Below are 23,495 nucleotides of genomic sequence, written 5' to 3'. Positions count from 1 at the left end.
CGGTCGGCGACGCCACCCGGCACGTCGTTCGTCGTCCGCAGCTGGCGATCGTCGCACTGTGAGATTTGACGAGTCGTCCGGTCGACCGGCCGTTCAAGTCCTTCTGAAACGCGGCCAAGCGCCACAACGGCGTCATGGAATACACGGTAGCCTTCGACGGAGGCGTGCGGCAGCCGCGCTCGCGAACAAGGACTATGCCCCTCGGCCCTAGTCCGACCTCCTCCTCCAGGTGGAGAAGGCGCGTGGCGGCGGTTGCGGGCCAACGCGACCGCGGCTGCTCGCGTCGCGATTAAGGAAGAATTTGCGTCGCCAGTGGCAAACCTGATCGATGGAGGAACGCGTCTATCCTGGACAGACGGCTACCGTCGCTCAGATCTCGACGCTCGCAGCCGAGTATCAGGGCGCGGCACGTCAACTCCTAACGCGTGGTGCCCGGGGGCATCCCGTGACTTGGGCGCCGGCCCGCTTGCTCGCGATGCAGGCCATTGAGCTGTGGCTCAACGCCTATCTGCTGCATCACGGCGTGAGCGCGGAGGCGCTGAGGGGGATGCAGCACGACCTTGCCGGTCGTGGGGATCTGGCTGAGACGATCGGCTTGCGGCTACGACGTAGGACGCTCGCGCACCTCCATGAGCTGAGCAGCCGTCGCGAATACCTGATCACCCGTTACGGGTCGGAGCTGCTCGGCAGCTGGACGCAGATCAACCGGCTGGTGGCAACGCTCGAGGAGGTCGCCACGAAGGTGAGCGAGGCGACCCGCGCTGGCCGTAGTGACTTGAGGGCGGCGCCATCCGCCCCTTGTCGGACGAGCGTCAGTCACCCGGTTCCGGCGGCAGCAGCGTCTTGATCAGCCGCGCGCCATCGGGGAGGTCCGTCGCCTCGCGAATCAAAATCTGGCTCTTCTTGTCAAACCAGAAGCGCGCCCTGACCACCCCGGTGTTGTAGTCCGCCGTGACGACCCAGCAGTGCACCGGGCGGCCGTCCCATCCGACGATGTCCTCCGACCCCGCGACCTTGAACACGTAGTGATCGGGCTTTGGATCGATGCCGGCGTCATAGAACACGATGTCGGCGGCGTAGCCATCAGCGAGCGGCAGCGCCTGCAGCAGCTCCATGTCGTGTTCGAAGTTGAATGGCGGTTCGGCGGTCTCCAGCACGAAGTCACTCGCCGCGTTGCCCGCCAAGTCCTCGAGGCCGATCGTCCTGCCAGGAAGGAAGCGGTAATCCTTCACGACCGCGGACCCGTCGCGCGTCTCACGGCGGACGTGCGTCAGCGGCCGGAACGTGTGGGGCTCGAACCAGCTGTCCTGCTCTAACGTCCTGACGCCTCCGGGTTTCGGCGCTGCCACGTCCCAGCGCTGGTGGACGCGCATCGAAGCCTTGCCGTCCAGCGCCTCGAAGCTGAGCGTGCGTGTCCAGAGGTCCACCAGCGTCCGCTTTCCGGCTTCGATCCGATAGCGGGCGTAACGGTGCACGCCGGGCTTGAGCAGATCAAAGCGGGCGAGCGGCTGGCCCACCCTGACCGCCGTCTGCGCGGCGACCGGCTGGGTCATGAGGAGGAGGGCCCCCACGGCGGGGATGAGCAGGGTTCGACGCAAGTCACGGCCTCCGGCGTATCGGAAAGGCCGATCTCGGCAGGGTCTGGCGCCGCGGAAAAGGACGCCACGATGAAACGCATCGCGCCGCGACGAACATCTTGCACGGGCTGTTATCGCGTTGGCGAGAGGCGGCTCACGGGGCGTCGGGTTTCGACCAGTCGACGCCTTCGATCTCGCTCCACGGGAGGCCTCGGACCATGCCGGGACGCTGCGCCGTTAGACCGAGGAACCGGCTGGCCAGACGCGTGACCGGCGACGCGCCCGCGCGGTCGACGTCCCGGACCAGCGTCCTTAGCTTCCCGATCTCCGTGATCGCCGGCCACCGGCGCTTCTTCGGCAACGGGGCCATGGCCTCCCGCACGTCGATTGCCGGGTTGCTCTTCGCCGCCGAGCCGTGCGCGCGCGCATACTTGAAGATGCGCTCGGCGCGCTGACGGAGGCGGCGCGCCGTCTCCTTGGCGCCGCGGTCCTCGACCTCCTTCAACGCGGCGAGCAGGAGCGGCTCGTCGATCTGGTGGATCGGATAGCGGCCGATCGCGGGAAAGAGGTCGTTCTCCAGCGAGGTGATCACATCGTTCGCATGGACCGGCTTCCACCGCGGCTTCTGGGCCTCGAACCATGCGCGCGCGAACTTCTCGAACGTCTCCGTCGCGAGCGACTCGTTGACGATCCGCTGGCGCTTCGCCTCGAGCATGGGATCCTTCCCCTCCCGGAGGTGCATCTTGACCTCGTCGCGACGTGCGCGGGCGGCCTTGAGCTTCATCTCCGGATAGGTGCCTAGGACCAGCCGCTTCTCCTTGCCGGCGTGCCTGTACTTCAGCCGCCAGGTCTTCCGACCCGAGGTGGCGACGAAGATGTAGAGGCCCCCGGAATCGCCGCGCTTGTAGTCCTTCTCCTCAGCGCGCAGCTGTTGGACTACCGTGTCGGTTAGCATCGTGCCCCCATTCTCCGGATCACATGCCCCCGCGGTGCCCCCGAACTTGCTCGGAAGGTAATGGAGGCCGTTGGACGGTGATGGAGAAGAATCGCGCGGATTTCCGCGCCTAACAAGCGACGCTGGACGCTAATGGACGGTGTTGGACGATGGCCTGGCGGAGACGGAGGGATTCGAACAGGGTGCAGAGATTTCAGGTTAACCCACAATTTCACCCACTTGAGTCGCGGGGCTGCAATGGCATGTTTCGTGCTTAGCACCTTCCCTTAGCCCGTCGAACGCGATGGCGACTCGGAACGCCGAAAGGGTATGGGAAGCCAGCCCCGGTTATGGCTATAGAACATTCTATGGACCCCGCATCGTTCGGAATTGGCATCTACAGCGCCCCGGAAGCGGCGCGGATGGTCGGCATGAACGTGCAAACCCTCCGCCGCTGGCTAACCGGCTACGATCACGATGCGAAGCGTGAGGCACCCCTTTGGCGCCCCCAATACGAGCCAAACGACGACGACGGAGTCCTTCTAGGCTTCCGCGACCTGGTAGAAGCCCGGATCGTGAACGCACTGCGGCGGCGGAACATCGGTTTGCAGACCATCCGCACTTGCCTAGATCGGGCTCGCGATATCGTCGGGCAGGATCGCCCGTTCTCGACCACGCAGTTTAAGACGGACGGGAAAACCATCTTCGTCGAGATATCGCGCGGCCTTGATGAACCGCTATTGATCGACCTGAAGCGCAGCCAAGGCGTGTTCAATCGCGTCGTGGCACCCAGCCTTGAAGATCTCGATTTCGGCCCGGAGGGCGCGGAACGATGGTGGCTGCTACACGGCCGCAAAACCATCGTCGCGGACCCCGATCGTGCTTTTGGTCAGCCGATAATTGCAGACCATGGTATCACGACAGCGCGCGTTGCCCAAGCGGTGGAAGCCGAAGGCTCAGTCGCGAAGGTCGCGGCAATCTACGAGATAAAACCGCGCCTCATCCGCGATGCCCTTGCTTACGAACAGCAGCTAGGAATGCGAAAAGCCGCGTGAAGCTGATGGTGGACAACATGCTACCTCCAGTCCTCGCAAGAGGTCTTGGGGCGTTGTTCGTAGGCCGCCATGAAGTAGTGCACATCAAAGATCTATTTAACACTGGCAGCCTGCCCGATGAAGAATGGATTGAGCGCTTAGGGCGGGAAGGTGGATGGTGCGTCCTGTCCGGGGATAGACGCATCGCCACGAAGCGGCCGTCTCGTGAGCTGTTCCTCAGGTCCAACCTCATCGGCTTCTTCCTGATGCCCGCGGTGCTTGATCTGCCACTACATCGCCAAGCCGCTCGCATCCTTACGATGTGGCCCGTGATGGAGACCACATCTAAGAGCATGGCGAACGGCTGCTTCGAGTTGGGCATATCGGGCAACAAGCTGAAGCCCGCGTCGCGCTAGCCCTGACCCTACGACGTTGATATATCGAAGGCCCTACCCACGGGGCTTTGGTGCTAACTTCGCAAGAGGTTAACAAGGGCGGCGGCCAGCTTGACCACTACCGCCGCCCACTCCGCCGTCAGGAGCTGGCCGACCACTCCTCGATCTGCTGCAGCGTCGCCTGCCACGGTCGATGCCAGTAACCGAACACCACTGTGTTTCCGTAGCTGTCAATCACTTGGTAGCCGGGGCCATACTCCGCGCGTTGCCAAGCCCGCGCAGGCGTCTTTTGCAGTCGGAAACATCCGTCGCCCTTCCGCCTGATAGCGCGACGGGCTCGGTCCTCACGTGCTTCGATCGCCATGCTGTTCATCTCTGATCTCCAGTCGCAACAGTCCATGCTTGCCCATCGACAAGCGCCACCGTTGCGTTGCTGCGATCCAGATGCCTCACGTGTGGCAGTGTGAGGGGCCGGGGCACTAGGTGCCAGCGCGCTGATCAATATGCGTATGCGCCGCCGCGATCAAGGGTCGTGTCAATCGCACAATCGCGAATGTGGTGCAGCAGCGCGGCGCAACTGAGGAATGATTGTGCGTAATCAGCACCGGCTCAGCGCGGACCCCCGTTGGCTACGGGCCCCAACCACGACTTTGCGGCCGAGGCGGCGGGCGCTGAGCCCCGGCTTTCAAGCGTTTCCGGAGGTGCCGTAAGGACAAATGGGCTAAATGGCCTTCTCGATTGGCCCGGAACGGCGGAACGACGCCTGAAAATCTCGTTCCGGGTCGCCCAGTGGCGCAAATGGCGGATTTCCGCGCTTTTCAGTCGGCTTGGAACAGTGGAACGATGGAACAGGGAGTATAGACATAGATTCATCGGATCATGCACAATCCCGCACCGATCAGCCCCCGTGGTAGACACTCGTCAACGATGTAACGCGATGGCGCTTTATGGGAAAACCTCGTTCCACCCGACCTTTCGTTCCAACTCACCTTCAAACCCGCAGAAATCTGGGCTATTGTGCCGGAACGAGATTGGAACGAGATTGGAACGAGGGTGCTCAAAATACAGAAATGGCCTTCGAACCATAGGATTCGAAGGCCATTCGGAGGAGGTTTCCAGAGGTTTCAGAGGAGGTTCGAAAGCCCCATTCTTTTTAGCTTACCGGCTTCACCGCCTCTGTAGAAAACCCTCTGCTTTCCGTACTTCGGAAAACGCTTCTGGTCGCCATTGGCACCCCAACTGACCATTCGACCCATCGCGCGATTTACCTGACCCTGCTCGGCAGGCTTGAACGAGCGTATGTCTCCGCCCAAACATTCGACCCATATCATCTGCGTACAGACTTCGTTGTAGAAGGCCGGCCCTGCCGCGGGGTCGGCACCATCGTCATCGATCGAACCGGTATTGATGGGCTTCTCAAGCCATTCCTCAATGCGGCCGGCCAGCACATCGTCCGGGCTCTCGACGCGTCGTGACTCCTGCAGCTTGGCCGCGTAGGCGACGCTGAACTCGTCGGTGAGGTAAAGCGGTAGATCCTCGCCAGCGGCGTGCATCCGCATCATGCTCTGGTAGACGGCGTATGCCTCCCCCCACAACTGATCTACGACGGCGCGCAGCCCATCTATGTCGATCGATTCAACGCGACATTCGACAGGCAGGAAGCGGCGGCCACCTGTGTTGTCCTTTAGGTACTCGCGATCGTTAGTCGAACCGATTAGAATGCTTTGACGGGGGAAGTCAGTAGCGCGCCTTTCGTACGCAAGCCGCACCTTATCGGTCTGGCGGCTGATGAAGGCTTTGATCGACTGCACCTCCGACTTAACAAAGCCGTTCAGCTCGGGCATCTCCAAGATCCACGAGCCCTGCATCTTTTCGACCATCTCTTTGCTGTCGTGGAAGTTTCCGTCGAGTTCCGAAAACCAGCGCCGCCCTAACGTGCGAATGAACGTCGACTTTCGGCGACCTTGTGCGCCTTCTAGAATGACAGCAGTGTCCCACTTGCAGCCGGGCTTAAACACCCGAGCCACGGCAGCAACCATCATCAGCCGCGCCACGTCGCGGTAATAAGGGTTATCGGGCGCCCCTAGATAGTCGATGAACAGCCTCTCAACGCGGGGGGTGCCGTCCCACGTTGCTGCGTGCAGGTACTCGCGAACGGGATGAAAGGCATTGTCCCATGCCGAAAGAACGGTTGCCGCATTAAGGTCACGATCTGTGACCGTGATGCCATACCCTCCCTGGGTTTGGGGCGCTTCCAAGATTGAGCGAACCGCATGGTCGCGAGCTGACGACCAAGGGTCGCCATTCACGCTATCCCGCACCTGCCAGATTTTTCCGCCGAGCTGTTTGGCGTCCTTTGCTTGGTTCTTCCGCTTGTTCGGACGATGACCCGGTGCCGAGCGCTGCACCGTCTCGCCGGTGAACTCATTGAGACGGGGAAGGCCAATCAAGCGCGGATCGTTCTTTACAATCAGTTCGATGTTGTGGAGGTTTTTGGCGAAGCCCTTGTCACTGACCTGTAGCAACGACGTCCAATGGTGGTCCTTTCGCGGTGCCACGGCCGCCGCCGCCTCACCAATCGCGTCAATGTCGTCGACCGCTTCTTCGGGCTCCGCTTCGTCACCACCTAGGATGTCGTCGAACATGTCCGATGTGGGTTCCGATGGCACCGGGGTGTCGCCGCCGATTGCGTCAATGTCGTCGATTTCCTCTGCCGAGCCGGCCGGGGTGTAATCGTCGTCCTCGTCGTCAAACGACGCGCGCAGTTCGGCGATCCGGGCGTCCTTCGCCCATTCGATCACCGACGCCATGGTCACCGGCTTGCCGCGGTAGCGCCCGAACGACTTCCACTTCACACGGCGCATCTCGCGCAGCTGCTGAGCGGGGGTTTCCTTGACGCCGAACTTGCTCGACCGCTTCGTGTGGAGCACCCACAGATCGAAGCCCGCGTCGGACCCACCGAACTGGTGGTGGAGCGCCTGCCCCAGCTTGATCCAGTCGTCGTAGTGCAGGTCGCTGACCGGGATCGCGTCGAGATGGCGCTCCAGCTGACCATCGGTGAACGTCAGGGGCTCTCGGGTCTCGAACTCGTAGGTGGCGTGCTCGGCGACCGCCAGCTTCTCGATCACCGACGACGGGACGAAAGGTCCGATGCCCAGATTGAGCACCGCGAAGTCGAACTCGCGCAGCCAGATATAGGGCTTGCCGCTCTCCGGATGGATCGACGGAGGCATGGCAACCTGCTTGCCGGTGCCGAACAATTCGATCTCGGCGTCGTAGGACCAGACGTCCTTGCCGCCCTTGGTCTGCCGGTGCTTGCCGGGCGACGTCCACAGCCGCTTCGAGCGGAATGGCTTGTCGGTGATGAAATAGAGGTGGCGCGACTCTCCGCCGGAGCCCGACTGCACAACCGGCAGGTCAGCAACGTCCACATCCGGCAACAACGAGCGCAGCGCCGTCCAGGCGTCCTCCGAGGCATTCTTATCGCGAATGTCGATGTCGAGCACGTGGAGGTAGCCGCCAGCTACCGCGGACGGTTCACCTAGACGGACACCGATATTGTTGCCTTGGCGGTAGGAGGCCAGCAGCTCGCAAACGCTGAGCACAGGGGCTTCGGACCATCGGTCGCCGATCGGGCGCTTTTCACGTGGATGCAAATAGTGCAGCGCGAAACCGGATGGACGAAACTCTTCAACAATTTGTTGAAATTCATTTGTCACGGGGCATTTAGTCCTTGTGGCCAACCCCGGATGACGTTATGTGGTTCTTGACCAATCGTCTCGGTCATCCAGGAAGTTGCTGACAGCGCCCGCGGTGGGGACCTCGCGGGCGCTGTTTGTTTATGCGGCTTGTTTGCGGTTCAGTGCCTCGATCGCTTCCGCCTGTTCCTCGGTCAAACCGTCGCGCGATCCCGCGAGGAAGACCCGCATCCCACCCCTACCGTCGAAAACGCGCAGGAGCGTCGCGTTGAGGCCATGAGCTGCCCCGATCGCACGACTTACGCGCTCACGGGCGTTGATCTCCCCGGCGGACATGCGATGGGCGATGTCCGCAGAGAGTCCCCCGGCCAGCAAGGATTGCTGATAGTAGCGCCGATGCTGCGCCCAACTGATGCGCCGCCGGGTCACAACATGCGCTCCATGCCACCGGCAGCGAGGCGCGCGGCGCCAGCGACCACGAGCCGCGCCACCTCCGCAGGCTCCGGCACGCTGAACCGGCTGCCGGGTTCGATAACCTGACCGCCGAACCAAGGGTCGCTGGGGTCGATCGGGTAGGACGCCCTGTCGGCGTCCCAATGGAGGATGTTCTTGCGAGCGATGAGGAGCGTCATGCTGCCAACTCCTCTTTGACGAGGGCAAGAATTTCGCTGTGCGCCTCCATGAAGCCCGGCGGCATGTGCTGCGGGAATTGCCTCGGAATCCAACTTGGCCGAACATTGTAGCGGTAGGTGTTTGGCCAGCTCAAGCCCTGAAGGCTCTGGATAAGTTCGGCGGCTGGCCCATGCATGGCGACATAAGAACCTAGACTCCTATCATCAGGATAAACTGCACGATGAGCCGCCATCAGGCGCACGGCAGCCTCGCCCACTCCCGCGAACGCCTCGTGGAAATCCCGCAACGCCGGTTGTAGCACCACCTCGAAAAGGTAGTTTTCCTTTGCGCTCGCCGCGGCACGATCGTCACGGAGCATCGCGAGTTCCGCGTTCTTCTTCTGCACTTCGAGCTGCTGACGAACCGTGTCGGCTACCTCGATCTCGACGCGAGCCTTTTCCATTGCTCGCACGTCGGGCAAGTCCTGATGTTCCGGGAGCCCCGAAACGACAGCGACGGCGTTGTCGGCATGTTTCTGCTGAGCGCCAGCAAGCCATGCTTGCGTGCTGACGATTCCCTTATCGTAATCCGAGATGCGCTGAGTGGCGCTCCGGACCTTTTCGTGGGATGCGATGGCGGTTGCCGATGTTTCGCGCATCAGCTTCGCGGCGGCGGCGCTCATCGTGCGGCCTCCTGGCTGCGAGCTGCCACCCAATCGTGGAGACCCTGCACCGGGTAGAGGATGCGGCCTGCGCTCGGCTTGAACCAAGGCGGAGAGCTGTCGGCACCGCGCTTGCGCAGCCTCGTCAGGGTATGGCGAGAAAGGCCAACCATGCGTGCGGCGTCGGTCACCCCAACACTTACGAAGACGAGTTCTTTGGGCATCAGCGATTCTCCAACCGGGGACAAGTATCGGAAGCCCCGCTATACGCTAGGGGCGTCGTTCTGTCACCCCCTGCGCCGAATAGCCCCTCCCCGCCGCCTTTCCCGTCAAGAAAATGTTGAATGCTCTTCAACTTCTGCATCAATTACGCACAATCCAAACGGCTGTTTTAGCCACCTTGCAGCGCGCGTTTATTCTTAGAGACGATGTTTAGGACAGCCCGCTGCCCTTCCTTGCTGGAGAGCATCTCCGCTGCGAGTTCCGCTCGATCAAAGAGATTTATGTTCTTGACGCTGATAGGCTGCTCACGGCCGCCGCCTGCCCCGCCATTGGCGCGGTGCCGCGGGTCGCCCTTGGTCAGCACCTCCTCACCCTCCTCAAGGATCGCGGGCACCTCGTTCGGCTTAAATCCTGCGATGCCGCCCGTGTGGTAGCGCATGGCCCTAGCGAAGGCTGCCGCGGGAACCATCCGTTGCACGCCGCCAGCCGAGCCCGCGATGCCGCCCGTGTGGTTGACGCCAGCCTTGACCGAACCTCCGCCGACACCTCCGAAGGTAGACGCAGGTATCGGCACCCCAAGCGCGCGTAGGATCGCCACGGCGGCCGCAAATGCCGCCAGCTGGATGATCATCTGCGCAATGGAGCTGATGAAGCCCGCGGCGAATTCGCGGACGCTCTGCCCGAGGGCTCCAAAGACGTTGCGACCGCTGGCGACGCGCTCGATGAACGACGTGAGGGCACGAGTGGCATTTCCGCTGATCGCAGAGGCCCAATCCCGAGCGGAGATGCCTAGTATGCGACCCCATTCCTTCGACTTCTCGCGGGCGAGGTCCAGCTTAGTGATCAGGTTGTCCAGCTGCGCCTGATCCACAATGCCCAGCTGCACGCGCTCGGTCGGGCTCAACGCCTGGTAGAACGCGATCAGCTTCTCGTAGGCTTCGTCGATGCTGCCGCCGAGAGCCGTGATCTGGTCGCGCACATCATCCGCGGCCTCAAACTCGCCCATGGATTCGAGCAGGTCTCGCTGCTGGATCAACAGGTCGCGCTGTTCCTCCAGATTGTTCAGCGGGCGCTGCGCCGCGTCGAGCCGCCCATCCAGCGCCTCGCGGGCGTGCTGGGCATCGAACAGTGCACCGGCAAGTTCCTTCGCCTGCGCGACCTGCTCCGGCGTGACGATCACTGCCGTCTCGCCGGGTTTCAGGTTCTTGTTGGCGTCCTCGACCTTTTGACGCAGATCAAGTTCGGCATCTGCCACGGCCTGCCGGCGGCGCTCGGCGAGCAGGGCTTCGTCGTACAGCCCCGCCTCCGCGCGCAACGCATCAACACCACGCTGGCGTTCCTCGTTGCCGTGGCGGATCGCAAGATTGAACTGTTCCTGCCGCCGCTGATTGTCCTCGATCAAGTCGCTGATCGCAGCTTGCCCCTGCGACTGCGGCGCCCCGGTGTCGCCCACGCGGTTGCCAATGAACGCCTGCAACTCGGACGCGGTGCGGTAACGCCCCTTCCCGCCGTTCGTGCGCAGATAGCCCTGATTGCCGGACAGCACCGCGCCCGCGTTGGGCAGACGCTGGATGATCTGGTCGACCGGACGATTGCCGGGCGCCGTGAGCACCGCCTTGGCGCCGCCCGCACCGAGGAAGTGCGCGAGGTACAGATTCCCGGCGGTGACCTTCGCCCCGAAGCTTTCGAGGAAACGGGCGTTCTCGCGCGAGTAGTTGTCGATGATCGCCCGCGCGACCTGCTCGTTCTGGCGCAGCGCGAGGATCTGGTCGCGCGACATCGTGCTCGCGCGGTCAGGAAACACCTTGTTGAACTGGCTGAGGAACGTGCTTTCGGTGAACTGGCCGTAGCCCTTCGCCGTCGAATACGGGTTCTTGCCCGTGCCGCCCTCCGCGCCGACAACGCGGCTCTGGAACTGGCGGATTTCGCGCTCGCGCTCCTGCCGGGCGGTCTTCCGAGCCGCCTCGTTCTGCTTGTCGACCTCGCGCTGTTCCTTGGCGACGGCGAGTTCGCGCAGGCGGGTCGCGACGATCGCGTCGCCGGTCGCGGCCATTTCATTCTGGAACGCGGCATCACCGGCCAGCTGGACACGGCGCGCGGAGTCGGCGGCGCTCAGGCCCTTCTGTCCGCGCGACCGCAGCGATTGCAGACGCTCTTCGTCGTTGATCTCGTCCAGGCGCTCGGCTCGCTTCTTCGCTGCGACGCCGTTCGGATCGTCGGTTACCGTGTCGGGAGCACCCTTCTCCAGCCGCGCGAGTTCCGCTTCTGCGCTAGACAGCTGACGTCGGGAGTACGTGAGCAGATTATTGAGGGTGCCGCTGATCGGTGAGCCCTTCTCGATCGCGGACTCGTAGCCGTCGATCTCCTCGCGCAGTTTTCGTATCTGAGCCTGCACCGCACTGATCTTCGACGACGCCGCGGCGGCACCGGTCGGGGCCTTATCGTTGCCGAGCGCATCGGCAATCGCGTCGCCCACGCCCTTCACCGCGCCAGCCAGTTCGTTTAGTACCGTGACCGTGGCTTTGATCGGGAGGCTGTCGCCGATGCTGTCGACCAACTCATGCCACGCCTTACCGAGCGACCGGCTTGCATCCGCCCACGGCCCGCGCTGCTTGGCGGCGATGCCATCTTCCATCCGCTGATATGCAAGGCGCGCTTCCGTTCGCGCCGCCTCCGCGTTGCCGCTGTCGAACAGCGCCTGGATGTGCTCGCGCTCGGATGCGGTCAGGAACGACAGCTTTTCGTCGAACTTGGCGATGGCATCGAAGCCAGCGGAGAAAGCCTCAGCGGCCGCCTGCGCCGCATCGGGTAGCGATTGCCCAAGGCGCTCGGCTGTTTCCTGTGCGGCGCGCCCAAGGCCCTCGATCGCGTCGGAAGACAGCCCTTGTTCGATAAACGACGTGACAGCCTTGTCCGCGTCAGCAGCAGCAGCGCCAAGTCGCTGTAGGGCCTTAGCCTGATCAGTCAGCTTTTTCGGATCGTACGCCCCTAAGTCGCCCCGACCTGCAACAAGTCCGCTGAATTTCCGTAGACGCTCGGCTTCGTCGCCCGCCTGCTTCAATCCCACTGCAATGGCAGCGAAGACGCCAGCGGCGGCGAGGAACGCCGGGTTAGTGAATGCGCCCACAATCGCACTGGTCAGCCGCGGGAACAACTGGAGGATCTGGCCGCCCTGTTGCCCCAAAGTTTGAGTTAGAGACGTACCACTGGCTAGCTGGGTGAAAACGTCGTTCACTTGGTACGATAGGTTCTGCAGCTCGTGCGGTCGAAGCCCGAATAGGCCGGCCTTACCAACGTGCTCACCTCGCTCCAGCGCAGCGCGAGCACGATTTGCCTGCTCGGCCAGGTGCTGCTCCGCGCCCGCAAGTTCGTCGGCTCCGATTTTACCGGCGGCAGCCAATTCACGGAAGCGGGCAAGCGTGTCGTTGTAGCGACTCTGGATAGCAGCAAGCGGATCAAGGGTCGCCCGCAACTGCTCGACTTCAAGGTCCATCCGGGCTGCCGCCAGCGCAGCCTGGTGCTCCTTATCGATCAGTTCGGTAAGCGCGGTGACCGTCGCGCCGTTGTCGATCGCGCGACCCCGCCCGATACCTGTGTTCCGCTCAAGGGCCGCTTCGATCTGCGCACGCTCCGCGAGGGCGCTGTTCGTGGCGTTCGCCGCCGCCGCTAGGTCGCGCTCTGCCTTGGCTGTGCGCTCGACATCCTCCGCCAGCCTCTCCCGCTCCGCGAGGGCGGAGAAAGTAGCACCCGCATCAGTCGCACGAACCCGGCCGGCACCCGTCGTACGCTCAAGCGTGGCCTCCAGGGCTGCCCGCTCAGCAAGCCGGCTATTGCCTTCCCGGCGGGCCTCGGCAAGGCGGAACTCGGCATCAGCTGCCAACAGGATGTCGGCGGCGCGCGCGGCGCTGCCAGTGGCGTCCGGACGGTTGACGCCCGTCAGGTTGTTGATCCGCTGCTGAACTTCGCTCACGCGCTCTGCGGCGGCCGCCTGCTCGCGCAGCGCCTGGTTCGTCAGTTCGATGCGCGCCTCGGCCTCGGCCTGACCATCTCGCACGGCGAACAGCGTCGAACTGAGACCCAAAAGGCCAGTTTCAGACTTGTGGAGGCTGCTCGCCTGTACATCAATGGTGCTGGTCAGCGTGGCGGCACGAGCGTTCAACGCCGCCTGTGCCTGCTCTACCTGCTCGATCTGACGCAACAGCGGCGATTGATCGCGACCTGCCAGCACCTCATCGACAACAGCGGTGCGCAGCTTCTCTAGGGCACGAGCCGCCGCCTCCGCCTGCCCTTCGACCGCGGCGAGTTGCTGGCGGCTTTCGCCAATGGCAGATTGCTGACGTTGGAACGCGGAGGCGGCGGCATCCGCCTTGCTGTTGATCGCGGCGAACGCCTTGTCGAGCGATGCCAGCGTGCGGCCAAGGTCGCCAAGACCGCCGTTCGCATCCTTCGCGTCGCCGAACAACGCTTCGAGGGAGTCGGCAACCGAGTTGATCGCGCGGCCAGCATCGTTTTGGGCACGAATGACAAGGTTTACGTCTGAATTGCGGGTGGCCATTATCGCACCTCCTCAAAGCCGGGCATAAATGCGCTGAGTTCGTCGACAATGATTGCGGTTAGATCATCAGCCGAATAATGGCGCAGCGTCACTGGCAGCACTTCACATAAACATGCCGTAGCAACGGCTTCGTCACTCAGCGCTCGAATCTCGTTAGCTTTAAGATTTGATCCATGGGCAACAATGGCTCTTTTCATGAGCGGATTGCAACACAAAGCCATCGTCAGAAAAGGAATTGGATTTGCTAACGCTATTCCACTCTCACACGCATCATAGAATTGCAGCGCAATGAGCAGGCGACTATCGCGTATGATGCTACGAATAATGCCCTCAGGCAGAATGCGGACGCCCGGCAGCACATCATTGCATAGTCTTTCAAACGGCGCACTCTTCGCAGTGAGCACCCTGCTTACGACGGCGCGTAGATCCGCCATCGGGTGCGCCCAACCTGTGAGAATGATGATATCTCGTGCGATCCGGCGGGCGGTCGTCCCTTCTACGCTGTCACCATCAAGCCCGCTCCCGGCACTGACCATTTGACGGGTTATGCCATCATGCCCGAGCAGCAATTGTGCAGCGCCTTTGATGGCAGCGACGGCGCTTAGATCGCATCGTAGCTGGCGGCGATACAGTTCGCAGCGCAGCCAGTGGGCAGCGGGCGTCAAAATACGCTCGACATCCTCAAGGCTAAGTGGGGAGACCGGAACGCCACTCTGCAGTGGAGTTTCACTATTATGTTGAAGATGGGGACACATGGCAAAAGCATAGAGCAAGTTAGAGAGCATTGCGATAGCGCCCTCTCCAATGTTCTAGGCGCTATATTAATGTGTCAGACCCTGCGCAATTAATGGGATATTCCACCTGTTTACAAAATGTGCCATCAATGCCGGGCAGCTAAGGAGGTCCCACCGATGGCGAAAAAGATGACGATCCGCGAGTTTTTTCTATTTTCATTGCGCTGCCGCACCGAGGCAGCCATCGACATCCTAAATGCTCAGTCGCGACCGCTCGCCAAAGCGGACTCCGACAGCCTTGCAGCCCTTGAGGGGATGCTTAGCCGCGTCCTAGAACTTCAGCAGAAGGAGTCCCATCAGCATGAGTGCAAGCGAACCCATCCTCGTCAGCGTCAAAGACGCGTGCGCCATGGTCTCGTGTAGCCGTCCGACCCTCTACAAGCATATGCGCGAGGGTCGCATCATGGCCAAGCGCGACGGCGGTCGCACAAAGATCCTCGTGTCGTCCCTCAAGGAATTTGGGGAGGCGCTGCCAGATATGATCCCCACGCAGCCATCATAGGCGCGCGCTCTTCTAGAAGGTCCGAACGAGCGTATGCGGCGCGTACCTCGTTCGGGTCCTGATGTGCGAGGGCAGCTTCGCTCAAATGGTCCGACCATCCGGCCTGCAGCGACCACTCCTTAAACGTCGATCGGAAGCCGTGCGGCGTCTCGGTACGCCCCATCCGCCGCATCATCATGCGCAAGGTATCTAGCGACAGCGGCTCCCCGCCGACCGTGAACAACTGGTCGTGATCGTGCAACGCCATCGCGCTGCGGATGATCGTCACGGCCTCAGCTGACAGCGGGACTCGGTGGCGCTCACCGGCCTTCATCTCTTCCGCCGGGATCACCCACACGCCGGCTTCCAAGTCCATCTGGCTGCGCTTGGCTAGTCGGACGTTGCCCGGCCGCACCGCGGTCAGCATCAGCAGCATCAATGCAAACCGCACTTGCGGCGCGCTCGTGCTCATCTGGATAGAACGCCAGAACTCCGCCGCCTCACGCCACGGCACAGCTGGCATCCGGCGCACGGCGGCACGCTTGCCTTTCTGCTTTGGCAGGGCGTCGCGGACTAGGCTCATGTCAATCCGTTCGTCGCGGTGATTGTGTCCAACCGCCCACCGCATGACGCGATCTAGGCGCTGCAACACCCGTCGCGCGGTCTCTGGCGTCGCCAGCCATATCGGACTTAGCACCTGCACCGCATCAGCCCGCGTGATGTCGCTTACCGGCTTGTCGCCGATCGTCGGATAGGCGTGGCGCTCTAGCGTCGAAAGCCATTGCGCAACGTGCTTGTCGTTCCGATACCCCGCCGTGCGCGCTTCATGGGCAAGCCTAGCAGCCTCGCGGAACGTCGGCGTCACTACGGCAGCCCCGTCGCCCTGTGCGATTCGATCGCGGACCTGCCGAGCATTCTCGCGCGCGGCCGCCAGCGTCATCCGCTTCGCTGAGCCTAACGACACGTCCCGGCGCTTGCCCGACGCATCGTTGACCCTGAGCACCCAATATTTTCGCCCTTGGGGGTCAATTCGGAGATGGAAGCCCGATCCGTCGCCGTCAGAATAGCGGCCGGGTTCCTTGAGCGCGTCGACCCCTCGCGTGGTCAGTTTACCCACAGCCTGATTCCTTACCCACGAATTACCCACTCACGGTGGCTGGCTGTGGGTGTACTTTCGTTTACATAGCAAAACAACGAAAGCGCGGAAAACTGCCGTTTTTTGCTATTTTCCGAGGTAAATGGCGGAGACGGAGGGATTCGAACCCTCGGTACGGTTTCCCGTACGACGCTTTAGCAAAGCGTTGGTTTCAGCCACTCACCCACGTCTCCGGGTTGGCGTAGGGCGCGGCTATAGCGAGGGGGATCGCGACGATCAACCGGGTGCGCAACATTTCCGCACATCGCACCGGCGACTCCGGTCGTCGTGCCGTTCATTGCCGCGACAGCACCGTCCGGCCTATAACGGCGCGATGATCGAGGGGGCAGGCATGAAGCGGACCGCACAACGCAGCATCAGGGCAGCGCTGCTGATCGTCGCGCTCGTCGGCGCACCGCTCGGCGCGACCGCGCAGGTGCGGACGATCGACCCCAATGCGGCGATCGACGGCGACGTGACTACCGCCCCGCCGCGCACCGTCCGCACCCCGACGGCCCCCGCGCCGGCGCGGCCGCTCCCTGCGACCCCCCCGCAGGAACCCGCACCGGTGCCGCAGACGGTGTCCCCCACCACCGGATCGGAAGTGCGCGCCGACGCGACCACCACCGCCGCCTCGACCTACAAGCGCGACGATCTGATCGCCGCCGGCGAGGGCGTGTTCGGCAAGGGCGCGGAAGGCTTCGCGCAGATCATCGAGAACATTCTGAAGGACCAGGGCGAACCCAACGCCTATATCGCCGGGCGCGAGGCGTCGGGCGCGTTCATCCTCGGCGTCCGCTATGGCTCGGGGATCATGACCCACAAGGTCGAGGGACAGCGCCCGGTCTACTGGACCGGGCCGTCGGTCGGCTTCGACGTCGGTGGCGACGCCAACAAGGTGTTCGTGCTCGTCTACAACCTGTACGATTCACACGAATTGTTCACGCGCTTCCCCGGCGCGGAGGGGCGGCTGTATTTCGTCGGCGGGTTCGCCGCGACCTATTTGCGCAAGGGCAATGTCGTGCTGATCCCGGTCCGGCTCGGGGTCGGTTGGCGCGCGGGGGTGAACGTCGGCTATATGAAGTTCACCGAAACCTCGAAGTGGCTCCCCTTCTGACGCGCGCCTGACGGCGGGCGTCAGCGCCCACCGGGGAAGCCGGTCGTCTCGAAGCGGATCGGCGCGCCTTGCGGCGCATCGCCGAGCTGATCCTCCCACATCGCCACCTGCCCGCGCACGATCGTGCCGATCGGCTTGCCGGTCAGTTCCATCCCGGTGAACGGCGACCAGCCGGCACGCGAGCGCAGCCAGCGCTCCTCGACCGTCCAGCGCTTCTTCAGGTCGACGATCGTGAAGTCGGCGTCATAGCCCGCCGCGATCCGGCCCTTGCCGGTCAACCCGAAGATCCGCTGCGCCCCCGCGCTGGTCAGCTCGATCACGCGCTGGAGCGTCAGTCGGCCGTGCGCTGCATGGTCGAGCAGCAGCGGCAGCAACGTCTGCACCCCCGGCATCCCGCTCGGGCTCGCCGGATAGGGCTTGTTCTTCTCTTCCAGCGTGTGCGGTGCGTGGTCGGACCCGATCACGTCGGGCACGCCCTGGTTGAGCCAGTGCCACAGCCCGTCGCGATGCGCGCCGGAGCGGATCGGCGGGTTCATCTGCGCCAGCGTGCCGATCCGCGGATAAGCCTCTTCGCCGGCCAGCGTCAGATGCTGCGGCGTCACCTCGCAGGTCGCGATGTCCTTGTTCTGCCCGAGCAATTCCAGCTCCGCCGGGGTGGTGACGTGCAGGACGTGGATCCGCCGCCGCGCCGCGCGCGCCAGCCGCAGGATGCGCGTCGTCGCGAGCAGCGCGCTCTCATCGTCGCGCCACACCGGATGCGACGACGGATCGCCCTCGACGCGCTCGCCGGCGCGCGCGTTCATCCGGTCCTCGTCCTCGGCGTGGATCGCGACGCGGCGATGACCACTCGCCAGCACCTCGGCGAGCCGCGCATCCTCGCTGACCAGCAGGTCGCCGGTCGACGCGCCCATGAAGATCTTCACCCCCGCGGTGCCCGGCAGCCGCTCCAGCTCCGCCAGATCGCGCGCATTGTGGTTGGTCGCACCGACGTAGAAGGCATGATCGCACCACATCCGCCCCTTGGCGCGGGTCAGCTTGTCCTCGATCGCTTCGGCGGAATCGGTATTGGGCTTGGTGTTCGGCATCTCGAACACCGCGACCACGCCGCCCATCACCGCCGCCTCGCTACCGGTGGCGAGATCTTCCTTGTGGACCAGCCCCGGCTCGCGGAAATGCACCTGCGTGTCGATGACGCCGGGCAGGACGTCGAGCCCGGTGCAGTCGATCGTCCGCCCGGCGTCGCCGCGCGCGCCGATGGCAACGATCCGCCCGTCGCGCACGCCGACATCGGCGGCGACGGGACCGCCCGGGGTGTGCACCGTGCCACCGGTCAGCAGGAGATCATAGGTCGCCATCGTCAGCCCTTTCTGGCTCTTTCGCGGGGTCGCCGCTCTCCCTACCTTGGCGTCATGGACGATACCACCCCGGCGACGATGCTGGCCGACCGCGCGCTGTTGCGGCTGTCCGGCGAGGATGTGCGCGGCTTCCTTCAGGGCCTGCTGACCAACGATGTCGCGGGCGCGCTCCCAGTTTGGGCCGGGCTGCTGACACCGCAGGGCAAGGCGCTGTTCGACATGATCGTCTGGGCGGACGGCGACGACGTGCTGCTCGATGTCGAGCGGGAGCAGCGCGACGCGATCGCGCGCCGGCTGACCATGTACCGGCTGCGCCGCGCGATCACGATCGCACCGGAGGAAGGTTTGGCGGTGCACTGGGCGCGCGACGGCGACGAACATGCTCCCGACCCGCGGCTGCCGGCGCTCGGCGCACGCTGGCTCGCGCCCCCCGCCCTTGCGGCGACCGGCTGGCACGCGCATCGCCTGACGTTGGGGGTCGCGGAGGGGGTCGCCGATCTCGGATCGGGCGAGACGCTCTGGCTGGAGGCGAACGCCCGCGAGTTGCACGGGGTCAGCTTCACCAAGGGTTGCTACGTCGGGCAGGAGAATACCGCGCGGATGCACCATCGCGACAAGGTCCGCCGCCGTCTGGTCGTCGCGCCGATCGACGAGGCCGACACGCGCAAGCGGTCGACCTACCCCGATCTGGGCCTGATGGTGACGCTGCGCCGCGTCGATGCGCTCGGCGAGGCGCGCGTGCCGGAGTGGCTGGCCGCGGCGATCGGTGCCGACGCGGACGGAGCCAGGTAGCAACGGGTCCGCTGCTCGTCATTGCGAGCGTAGCGAAGAAATACAGGGCGTCTTGATCCGGCTCTGGATTGCTTCGCTATGCTCGCAATGACGGAATAGAAGCCGCTACCCGGCGACAGATCGGCGGAGGTCAACGACGAAGTCCCACCGCCGATATGCCGCAACCAACCGCTCAACAAAAAAGGAGGCCGGCTTGCGCCGACCTCCCTCTTTCCGGTCACCGAAGTGATCGACCTTACTGACCCGAACCCGGGCCGTAGGTGATCTCGACGCGACGGTTCTGCACTTCGCGGACGCCATCGGCGGTCTCGACGCGCAGCTTGGTCTCGCCGAACGCTTCGGTCGTCATCACGCCGTCCGGGATACCCTTCGACGCGAGGTACGCCTTCACCGAGTCCGCACGACGCTGGGACAGGCCCACGTTGTACTTCGCCGAACCCGAGGTGTCGGTGTAGCCAGCCAGCATGACCTGCGCGTTGTTGCAGCTCTGGTACTGGGTGACCGCGTTGTCGAGGATCGACGCCGCTTCCGGGGTGACGTCCGACTTGTTCCACTCGAAGAACACGATGAACGGACCCGGCGAGCAGACCACTTCCGGCGGCGGAGGCGGCGGCGGCGGGGGCGGAGGCGGCGGGGGCGGCGGGGGCGGCGGCGGCGGAGCCGCTTCTTCCGGCGCACCGAAGTTGTACGTCACGCCACCCAGCAGGCTGTGCGAACGGAAACGACCGTCGTACGAGCTGCCACGCGCATCGAACAGCTTGACGTTGTCGGCGTTGAAGAAGCGATACTTCAGCGAAACGTCGACGTTCTCGCTCAGCGGCGCACGGATACCGGCCAGCGCCTGCCAGGCGAAGACGGTGTCCGAATCGTCGAGGAAGCGATAGGCGTTCGGCGCCGAGGCGCGCGCCTGGACGCGGGCGACACCCGCACCGCCGCCGACGAAGCCCTGCAGGCCGTCGTCTTCACCGAAGTCGAGCAGGCCGTTGACCATGAAGCTCAGCGCCGAGGTACGGCCGCCGACGCCATCATAGGTGCCCGGGTTCGCCTGCGTCGTGCCGCTGGTCGGAACGGCCGCGGTGGTGCGGAGGCTGTCGATGGTCGCACGACGATAGCCGGCTTCGGTTTCGAGGCGGAACGCACCGAAATCGTAACCAACGACGCCGTCGACGTCCCAGCCATAGTCGTGATCGACAGTGGCGGTGCCGCTACGGCTCGTCGCGGTACCAACGACGCTCCAGTCGATGTCCTCGACGATCATCGCACCGCCTTCAACGCCGACATACCACGCCTTGTCGCGCGCAAGCGCTGGCGTGGCGAGGGCGGTGGAGGCAAGCGCCATGATCATGGCAAGCTTACGCATCATAATCCCCTTTCCATGGTGTCACTACGGACAGCGCAAACTCACTATCGGAAGGATGGTTTCGTAACAAGCTGACAAATACCGGGGAGTGTGACGCAATTGCCACACCAAAGCCGGCGCGCTTCAGCCGGTCAGGCGTCGATAAGCCCATGCGTTTGCAGCATAATCAAGATCGTTTCGACACAGGCACGAAGTTCTGCATCAATCGTCGCGCCGCTTGTCGGCACGGTGATCGCCGCGGCCCGGGCGCCGACCACCTGCGTGCCGTCCACCAGCAGGCGCGCGGCCCGGACCTCGCCGATGCGCCAGGTCTTTCCGTCACATGACGCCATCTGCCCGCTCGGCAGGTGCTGCGCACGCAACCCTGCGCGTGGCGCGACGAAGCGCCAGCCTCCCGCCGTCCACCCGGCGATCGCCCCCGCCTGCCCGCTCCACGCCCCGCTCGGCGCCGTGCCGACGATCCAGCATTGGCCCGGCTGGGGCGAGGCGGGCGGCGCGTCGCGACCGATCTCCTCGACGCTCGCCTGCACCGCGATGTCGAGCAGCGCGAGCGCCTCGTTATGCCACAATTCCTTCTGCGCCTGCCCCGCCGCCAGCAGCGGAAGCGCCAGCCGGGCACTATCCTCGTCGGTCATCGTCATTCTCCTTCGATCCAACCGATGGTGGCGGCGGAGCCAGCCAGCGTCCCTAGCTGACGCACCTCCACCCGCACCTGGCCCGCCGGCATCAGCGCGGCCGGTACCGAGACGGCGGGCAGGTCGCTTTCGATCACCCGCGCCCCGGCACCTGTGCCGATGGTCATGCGGTAACGTTCGCGCTCCTCGCCGAGCGGAACGTCGCCATCGTCGCCCCACCGCCAGCCCAGCCGGCTCCGCCGCACCCAGCGCACATCCGCGCCGCCATCCGCGCGCCGCGTCGCGCGCAGCCGGACCGGCGCGGGCGGCGCGATCGACAGACCGGTCGGCACGAGCGAGGTGGCGACCGGCGCCGCGTCGCCACGACCGCTCGCCAGCAGACGGATCGTGTCGCCCGGTCGCGCGCGGGGCAGGGCGATCGTGGTCACGCAGCCCCGCTCGACCAGCGCGAAGGCCACGCCCGCCGCCTGCGCCTGCGCCACACTCCCGCGCCGCCCGCGCAAAACCGTCGACAGTCGCCAGCGACGCGGCGCGATCTGCTCCGCGTCGCGGAACTGGATCAGTTCCTCGCCGAGCAGCGCGAGATTGCCGCCGCGATCCAGCGCCGCATCGTCGATCGACATCAGCGTCAGCGCGTCATGCGCCAGCATCACCTCCAGCGTCGTCGCACGGTCGATCAGCCACGCCGTTCCCGCTGCGACCGGCATCGCCAGCCGTCCGACGATCGCGGGCGCGGCGGTGCTACCCGCCTCTTCCCACGTCGCGCCGTCGTCGTCGCTCGTCATCAGCGCGGCACCGCTCCAGCCCGGGGCGTCGCCGTTCGCCAGCACGGCGATGCGCAAGGTCTCGCCGCGACCGTCGTCCAGCGCGGGCAGTTCGGCGGCGACCAACACCGTCGCCGCCGTCGCGAGATCCGGTGCAGCCAGCACGCGACCGGCGTCCGCCGGCAGCGCGGGCGATCCCTCCGCAGGTGCCGCCAGCGACAGCGTCACGCCGTGCCCGCTCACTTCGGCACGCGTCACCCGCCACGTCGCCGTTTCGCCCGCGCAGCGCACCACCGCGCCGGGCGCGATCCCGATCGCGCTTGCATCCAGCGTCACGCGACGCGTCACCCGTGCCCGCTCGGCACGCTTCAGCACCGCCTGCGCCAGCCCGCGCGCCTGCGCCGCCTCCAATGCGGCGGGCAGTTCCTGCGCTTCCTCGCGCCATCCGCCACCGGGCCGCGCCGCCTGCTGCACCCCGATCTGATAGTCGCGCGCCGGGTCGTAGCAGGAGACGCGCACGCGCTGCGGCACGGTCTCGATCGTCTGACGTTGTTCGCCGATCGCCGCATCGGCCGGGATCGCTTCCGGCGCGCCGCCCGCCTCCGACAGCCGCAGCGTATCGCCCGCAGGGATCCACCAGCCACCGGCGATCGTCGCCAGCATCTCGAGCGCGGCAGCGACGCTCTCCGCGCCGGTGGCGTAGCCGGGCAGCGTCGCCGACGGTCCCGCGCCCGCCACGGCACCCCCGCCCAGCGCCAGCGCGACCGCGCCGATCGTCGGCGGCGCGGCGTCCCCGATCACCTCGAAACTGAGCGACGGAATGCGATTGCCGAACGCCTCGAGCGACAAATTCTCGAACACGGCATAAGCCGTGCCGCGATAGGCCGGCGCGTGGTCCTCCAGCGCGGCGATCAGCGGATCGGCGACCTGCGCCTCGTCGCCGCGATACCATCGCATCGTCACCGGTTGCTTCCAGTCGCCCGCCGCCCCGCGCAGCAGCTTGCCCTCCGCCCAGATCCGGCCGATCCCCGCGATCGGCCGCGCCGACAAGGCGACCGCGAACGACGCCGCATAGCGATAGCCCTCGACGCCTGGCCGCCCCTTCCCGCCCCGCATCACGCTGCGCGTCTCGATCAGATCGGTCGCCCAGATCACGCAGCCCGAGACGCGCATCGTGCCGAAGATGCGCGGCAGCGGCGTGCCGTAAGCGGAGGTCTGCACCTTCAGGTCGGTCAGCCGCACCCCCGCGCGCGTCCGCGTCAGCGCCGGCCCCAGCACGCGGCGATCGATCACCTGCCCCAGCACCGCGCCGACCGCACCGCCCACCGGCCCGCCGACCGCATTGCCGACCGCGGTCAGCACCAATGTCGCCAT

The 23,495-nt window shown here is 64.8% G+C and carries 21 protein-coding genes and 1 tRNA gene; 7 read left to right on the top strand and 15 right to left on the bottom strand.

What is annotated here, in order from left to right; all coding sequences use genetic code 11:
* The first annotated feature begins 466 nt into the window (after nt 1–466).
* Nucleotides 467–847: a hypothetical protein gene (locus PGN16_RS13825; protein ID WP_335309955.1), complete on the top strand. Its 381-nt coding sequence runs from the start codon at nt 467–469 to the stop codon at nt 845–847.
* On the opposite strand, the gene PGN16_RS13820 is transcribed toward PGN16_RS13825, so the two are convergent.
* On the bottom strand, nt 813–1,598 hold the full coding sequence (locus tag PGN16_RS13820) for a DUF3108 domain-containing protein (RefSeq protein WP_335309954.1): 786 nt from the start codon (nt 1,596–1,598) through the stop codon (nt 813–815). The two genes, PGN16_RS13825 and PGN16_RS13820, sit on opposite strands and share 35 nt — an antisense overlap.
* A gap of 133 nt (nt 1,599–1,731) precedes the next feature.
* A complete protein-coding gene (locus PGN16_RS13815; RefSeq protein WP_335309953.1) occupies nt 1,732–2,532 on the bottom strand; it encodes a tyrosine-type recombinase/integrase in 801 nt (266 codons plus the stop codon).
* A 347-nt stretch (nt 2,533–2,879) separates the two neighbouring features.
* On the opposite strand from PGN16_RS13815, the gene PGN16_RS13810 reads away from it, so the two are divergent.
* Together PGN16_RS13810 and PGN16_RS13805 are read left to right on the top strand one after the other, a co-directional pair.
* Entirely contained in the window at nt 2,880–3,566 is a 687-nt protein-coding gene (locus PGN16_RS13810; protein ID WP_335309952.1) for a DUF433 domain-containing protein, read from the top strand.
* Between the two features lie 5 nt (nt 3,567–3,571).
* Nucleotides 3,572–3,961, top strand: a complete 390-nt coding sequence (locus PGN16_RS13805) for a hypothetical protein (RefSeq protein ID WP_335310341.1) — start codon at nt 3,572–3,574, stop codon at nt 3,959–3,961.
* Nucleotides 3,962–4,079: 118 nt separating this feature from the next.
* Here PGN16_RS13805 and PGN16_RS13800 read toward each other — a convergent pair whose 3' ends face one another.
* The 7 genes from PGN16_RS13800 to PGN16_RS13770 all read right to left on the bottom strand — a co-directional run bounded on the left by PGN16_RS13800 (nt 4,080) and on the right by PGN16_RS13770 (nt 14,473).
* Complete coding sequence (locus PGN16_RS13800; protein ID WP_335309951.1) at nt 4,080–4,304, bottom strand: hypothetical protein; 225 nt, start codon at nt 4,302–4,304, stop codon at nt 4,080–4,082.
* A gap of 760 nt (nt 4,305–5,064) precedes the next feature.
* Nucleotides 5,065–7,659: a VapE domain-containing protein gene (locus PGN16_RS13795; RefSeq protein WP_335309950.1), complete on the bottom strand. Its 2,595-nt coding sequence runs from the start codon at nt 7,657–7,659 to the stop codon at nt 5,065–5,067.
* A gap of 120 nt (nt 7,660–7,779) precedes the next feature.
* A complete protein-coding gene (locus PGN16_RS13790) occupies nt 7,780–8,067 on the bottom strand; it encodes a hypothetical protein (protein ID WP_335309949.1) in 288 nt (95 codons plus the stop codon).
* On the bottom strand, nt 8,064–8,270 hold the full coding sequence (locus PGN16_RS13785) for a hypothetical protein (RefSeq protein WP_335309948.1): 207 nt from the start codon (nt 8,268–8,270) through the stop codon (nt 8,064–8,066). The genes PGN16_RS13790 and PGN16_RS13785 overlap by 4 nt, the downstream gene beginning before the upstream one ends.
* Nucleotides 8,267–8,932 carry a hypothetical protein gene (locus PGN16_RS13780; protein ID WP_335309947.1) on the bottom strand — a complete coding sequence of 222 codons (666 nt, stop codon included), beginning with the start codon at nt 8,930–8,932 and terminating at the stop codon, nt 8,267–8,269. Before PGN16_RS13780 ends, PGN16_RS13785 begins: the two co-directional genes overlap by 4 nt.
* A gap of 370 nt (nt 8,933–9,302) precedes the next feature.
* Nucleotides 9,303–13,688 carry a phage tail length tape measure family protein gene (locus PGN16_RS13775; protein WP_335309946.1) on the bottom strand — a complete coding sequence of 1,462 codons (4,386 nt, stop codon included), beginning with the start codon at nt 13,686–13,688 and terminating at the stop codon, nt 9,303–9,305.
* Nucleotides 13,688–14,473 (bottom strand): hypothetical protein, encoded by a 786-nt coding sequence (locus tag PGN16_RS13770; protein WP_335309945.1) that lies wholly within the window; start codon nt 14,471–14,473, stop codon nt 13,688–13,690. Before PGN16_RS13770 ends, PGN16_RS13775 begins: the two co-directional genes overlap by 1 nt.
* A 126-nt stretch (nt 14,474–14,599) precedes the next feature.
* Between PGN16_RS13770 and PGN16_RS13765 the strand changes: the two genes are divergently transcribed.
* Nucleotides 14,600–14,845 (top strand): hypothetical protein, encoded by a 246-nt coding sequence (locus tag PGN16_RS13765; RefSeq protein ID WP_335309944.1) that lies wholly within the window; start codon nt 14,600–14,602, stop codon nt 14,843–14,845.
* Nucleotides 14,784–14,984: a helix-turn-helix domain-containing protein gene (locus PGN16_RS20265; RefSeq protein WP_443019639.1), complete on the top strand. Its 201-nt coding sequence runs from the start codon at nt 14,784–14,786 to the stop codon at nt 14,982–14,984. Before PGN16_RS13765 ends, PGN16_RS20265 begins: the two co-directional genes overlap by 62 nt.
* Here PGN16_RS20265 and PGN16_RS13760 read toward each other — a convergent pair.
* Nucleotides 14,932–16,080, bottom strand: a complete 1,149-nt coding sequence (locus tag PGN16_RS13760) for a tyrosine-type recombinase/integrase (protein WP_335309943.1) — start codon at nt 16,078–16,080, stop codon at nt 14,932–14,934. The genes PGN16_RS20265 and PGN16_RS13760 overlap by 53 nt on opposite strands.
* A 122-nt stretch (nt 16,081–16,202) precedes the next feature.
* Nucleotides 16,203–16,292: transfer RNA gene (locus tag PGN16_RS13755), tRNA-Ser, on the bottom strand.
* A gap of 140 nt (nt 16,293–16,432) precedes the next feature.
* Here PGN16_RS13755 and PGN16_RS13750 point away from each other — a divergent pair.
* Nucleotides 16,433–17,215: a DUF1134 domain-containing protein gene (locus PGN16_RS13750; RefSeq protein ID WP_335309942.1), complete on the top strand. Its 783-nt coding sequence runs from the start codon at nt 16,433–16,435 to the stop codon at nt 17,213–17,215.
* Between the two features lie 20 nt (nt 17,216–17,235).
* Here PGN16_RS13750 and PGN16_RS13745 read toward each other — a convergent pair whose 3' ends face one another.
* The gene (locus PGN16_RS13745; RefSeq protein WP_335309941.1) at nt 17,236–18,570 is read right to left on the bottom strand and encodes a dihydroorotase; all 1,335 of its coding nucleotides are present in this window, start codon (nt 18,568–18,570) and stop codon (nt 17,236–17,238) included.
* A gap of 54 nt (nt 18,571–18,624) precedes the next feature.
* Between PGN16_RS13745 and ygfZ the strand changes: the two genes are divergently transcribed.
* Nucleotides 18,625–19,362 carry a CAF17-like 4Fe-4S cluster assembly/insertion protein YgfZ gene (gene ygfZ / locus PGN16_RS13740; RefSeq protein ID WP_335309940.1) on the top strand — a complete coding sequence of 246 codons (738 nt, stop codon included), beginning with the start codon at nt 18,625–18,627 and terminating at the stop codon, nt 19,360–19,362.
* Between the two features lie 235 nt (nt 19,363–19,597).
* Here the strand turns inward: ygfZ and PGN16_RS13735 are convergent, their stop codons facing one another.
* The 3 genes from PGN16_RS13735 to PGN16_RS13725 all read right to left on the bottom strand — a co-directional run bounded on the left by PGN16_RS13735 (nt 19,598) and on the right by PGN16_RS13725 (nt 23,495).
* A complete protein-coding gene (locus PGN16_RS13735; RefSeq protein ID WP_335309939.1) occupies nt 19,598–20,722 on the bottom strand; it encodes an OmpA family protein in 1,125 nt (374 codons plus the stop codon).
* Between the two features lie 131 nt (nt 20,723–20,853).
* On the bottom strand, nt 20,854–21,357 hold the full coding sequence (locus tag PGN16_RS13730) for a DUF2793 domain-containing protein (RefSeq protein ID WP_335309938.1): 504 nt from the start codon (nt 21,355–21,357) through the stop codon (nt 20,854–20,856).
* A gap of 2 nt (nt 21,358–21,359) precedes the next feature.
* Nucleotides 21,360–23,495 carry a phage tail protein gene (locus tag PGN16_RS13725; RefSeq protein WP_335309937.1) on the bottom strand — a complete coding sequence of 712 codons (2,136 nt, stop codon included), beginning with the start codon at nt 23,493–23,495 and terminating at the stop codon, nt 21,360–21,362.

The sequence above is a fragment of the Sphingomonas phyllosphaerae genome, from assembly GCF_036946485.1.
Taxonomy (GTDB): domain Bacteria; phylum Pseudomonadota; class Alphaproteobacteria; order Sphingomonadales; family Sphingomonadaceae; genus Sphingomonas; species Sphingomonas phyllosphaerae_E.
The sequence above is the reverse complement of the archived record's forward strand: the minus strand, read 5'-3'. Positions and strand labels throughout refer to the sequence as shown.